This window comes from Streptomyces sp. (genome assembly GCF_035644915.1).
Taxonomy (GTDB): Bacteria; Actinomycetota; Actinomycetes; order Streptomycetales; family Streptomycetaceae; genus Streptomyces.
The window spans coordinates 1-3213 of the sequence record NZ_DASQNP010000220.1 but is presented as its reverse complement, the minus strand read 5'-3'; the positions used below and the strand labels follow the sequence as shown (position 1 = coordinate 3213).

Here is a 3213-nt window from a genome sequence, read left to right as displayed (position 1 = left end):
AGCCGCCGCCGGGCCAGGTGATCGGCCACCATCTCCGTGGTGATCGGCACACCGGCGGGCAGCCCCTCCAGCGTCGCCACCAGTGCGGGACCGTGCGACTCCCCCGCGGTCAGCCAGCGCAACCTGCTCAACGGTGCTCCTCAGTTCAGGCCCGTACGTGCTTGCTCCGATCCTTTCACGAGCGCTCCGCCGGGTTGGCGTTCCGTCCGGCAGGCGGAACGTCCGTCCCAGCTCTCAGGACGTGCGGGCCGCCAGCGCCGCCTCGCCCGCCGCGCGCATCGCGGCCAGCGGGGCCGGGGTGCGGCCGGTCATCAGCTCGACCTGGAGGACGGCCTGGTGGACCAGGAGGTCCAGGCCGCCGACGACCGCCCCGCCGCGGGCCGCCCAGGCGGCGGCCAGCGGGGTCGGCCAGGGTTCGTAGAGGACGTCGAAGAGGGTGCCGGGGCGTTCGGGCACGGCCTGTGCCAGGGCGTCGGTGGCGCCCGCCGGGGTGGTGGCGATCACCAGGGGCGCGGTCAGGGCCCGTGGCGCGTCCGCCCAGTCGGCGGTCACCACCGTCACGCCCAGCCGTTCGCCCCAACCGCGCATCTCCTCGGCCCGCGCCCGGCTGCGGACGTACGCGGTGACCTCGCCGGTGCAGATCCGGGCGAGCGCGGCGAGCGCCGAGGAGGCGGTGGCCCCGGCGCCCAGCACCGCGGCGCTCGGGACGCTTCCGACGCCGCGCTCGCGCAGGGCGGCGAGCATGCCGGGGATGTCGGTGTTGTCGCCGTGGCGGCGGCCGTCACCGGTGAAGACCACGGTGTTGACGGCCTCGACCGACGCCGCGGTGGCGCTGACCTCGTCCAGCAGCGGAATGACGGCCCGCTTGAGCGGCATGGTCAGCGACAGCCCGGCCCAGTCCTCCCCGCCGGCCGCCAGCTTCTCCAGGAAGGGCCCGATGCCCTCCTCGTCCACCTCGAAGCGGTCGTACGACCAGCCGGTCAGGCCCAGCTCGGCGTACGCCGCCCGGTGGAGCACCGGGGAGAGGGAGTGGGCGATGGGCGAGCCGAGGACCGCCGCGCGCCTGCCCGCCGGCATCACCGGCCCTCCCTGTTCTTGCGCTGCTCCGCGTTGAACTCCTCCACGTTCCGGTTGTGCTCGTCGATGTTGTCGGTGAAGCGGGTGTCGCCCGGTTTGACGGTGACGAAGTACAACCAGTCCCCCTCGGTCGGGTTGAGGGCCGCCTCGAACGCCTGGTGCCCGGGGTTGTCGATGGGACCGGGCGGCAGCCCCTTGTTCCGGTAGGTGTTGTACGGCGAGGCGAGGTCGGTGTCCTCGTGCGTGACGTCCAGGGTGGAGCGTCCCAGCGCGTAGTTGATGGTCGAGTCGAACTCGAGCCTGCCGTTGGTGGCGGTGTTGCCGGGGTCGAGGCGGTTGTAGATGACCCGCGCGACCTTGCCGAACTCGTCGTCCTCCTGGGCCTCCGCCTGGATCAGCGACGCGATGATGATGATCTCGTACGGGGTCTTGTCGAGCTTCGCGGCCTGGGTCTCCAGGTCGATCTTCGCGAACTCCTTCTCGGCCCGCTCGACCATCTCCCTGAGCAGGTCCTCGGGTCTGGTCTTCTCGCCGACGGTGTACTTGGCGGGGAAGAGGAAGCCCTCGGGGTTGCCCCCGGCCCACTCGGGCAGGCCGAGGTCGGCCTTCTCGGCCGTCTTCTCGGTGGTGCCCTTCGCCAGGCCGAGCTTCTCGTCGATCAGCGCGTAGATCTCCGAGGCCCGCTTCCCCTCGGCGATGATCAGGGAGTTCTGGCTGGAGGGGTCGAGCATCATCCCGATGGCGGCCTCCGCGGACATCTCCTTGCGGAGCGTGTAGACGCCGGGCTGGATGCTCTGCGCCTTGGGGTTGGCGTTGGACGCCTCGATGAACGCGCCCTGGCTCTTGACCACGCCCGCCTTCTCCAGGATGGCCCCCATCTGCGCCAGGCTGCTGCCGTCGGGGATCTCGACCTGGACCTCGCCGCTGCCGCCGCCGGAGAAGTCCGGCGCGGCGGCGAAGTGGCTCTGGTAGAAGTCGTAGGCGAGGTAGCCCGCGCCGCCGATGCCTCCCACCAGGACGGTCGCGACGACGAGGCAGGCGATGCCGTTCCTGCCCCTCCCCTTGTCCCGGCGGCCGCGGCTGCCGCGGGAGGACCGGCCGCGGCCGCCGTCGTCCTCGTCCCCGTCGTCGTCCGCGAAGAAGGCGTGTTCGCCCTGGTCGGGGCCGGGGTCCCAGCCGGTCTCCTCGTCGGGGCCGGGGCCCGGGTCCGGCTCGTCGCGGCGCCGGCCCTGCGGCGGGGGCTGCTGGCCGTACGGGGGCTGGGGCTGCTGCTCGGGCTGGGGCTGCTGGTAGGCGCCCTGGCCCTGGTGGCCGGGGTCCGCGGGGTGGTCGTGGTGACCGTGGTGGTCGTGGTGCTGCCCGCCCCCGTAGGGATCGCCGTGCTGCTGACCGTAGGGGTCGCCGTACTGCTGCTGACCGTAGGGGTCGCCGTGCGGCTGGTGGCCGTACGGGTCGCCGTGCGGCTGCTGTCCGTAGGGATCGCCGTGGTGGCTGCCGTACGCCTGCCCGCCTCCCTGGGTGTCCCAGCCCTGTCCGGCGTGGCCGGACGCGTGGGGGTGCTGGGACTGCTGGGGGTGCTGCTGTCCGCCGTACGGGTCCCAGTCTCCGTGCTGGGTCCCGTTCCATCCCTGGTCGCCGTAGAGAGGGTCGTCGGGATGCCACGGGTGGGAGCCGGGGCCCCGGCCATACTCAGTCATCGATCCCCTAGAGCCGCGAGGCGGCAGCCGGTGGTGGTACACACGGGCACTTGTGTCCGAAGAACCGCCTGCCGTACGGCTGGTATTCGAACAGCGCCGTCCGAGCGAACGTTACCGTACCGCGATCAGGCGTCCGCCTCGACGCACTCACCAGGAACTTCACCGGACACCCGCTCGGTCTCCAGAGCGCTCTGGAGGATGATCACGGCCGCCGCCTGGTCGATGCGGCCGCGCCCCTTCTTCGACGACACGCCCGAGGCGCGCATGCTCTGGGCCGCGGTGACGGTGCTCATCCGCTCGTCCACCAGCCGCACCGGAACCGGGGCGATGTCCCGGGCCAGCGTCCCGGCGAAGGCCCGGACGCGGGCCGCCGCCGGGCCCTCGCGCCCGCTGAGCGAGCGCGGGAGCCCGACGACGACCTCCAGCGGTTCGTACTCGG

4 protein-coding genes are annotated in these 3213 nt (G+C 72.6%); all 4 read right to left on the bottom strand.

What is annotated here, in order from left to right; all coding sequences use genetic code 11:
* Positions 1-131: chorismate synthase (locus tag VE546_RS24080; protein WP_324925808.1), on the bottom strand; the 131-nt coding region annotated here is incomplete at its 3' end.
* Between the two features lie 103 nt (positions 132-234).
* Positions 235-1077, bottom strand: coding sequence for a shikimate dehydrogenase (locus VE546_RS24075; RefSeq protein ID WP_324925806.1), 843 nt, complete (start codon positions 1075-1077; stop codon positions 235-237).
* A complete protein-coding gene (mltG, locus tag VE546_RS24070) occupies positions 1077-2774 on the bottom strand; it encodes an endolytic transglycosylase MltG (RefSeq protein ID WP_324925804.1) in 1698 nt (565 codons plus the stop codon). Before mltG ends, VE546_RS24075 begins: the two co-directional genes overlap by 1 nt.
* A 125-nt stretch (positions 2775-2899) precedes the next feature.
* Positions 2900-3213, bottom strand: a 314-nt coding sequence (gene ruvX, locus VE546_RS24065) for a Holliday junction resolvase RuvX (protein ID WP_324925802.1), incomplete at its 5' end; no start/stop codon positions are given.

Coding starts and splice junctions, on each gene's coding strand:
- VE546_RS24075 (WP_324925806.1), bottom strand. CDS start 1,077: ATGCCGGCGGGCAGGCGCGCGGCGGTCCTCGGCTCGCCCATCGCCCAC.
- mltG (WP_324925804.1), bottom strand. CDS start 2,774: ATGACTGAGTATGGCCGGGGCCCCGGCTCCCACCCGTGGCATCCCGAC.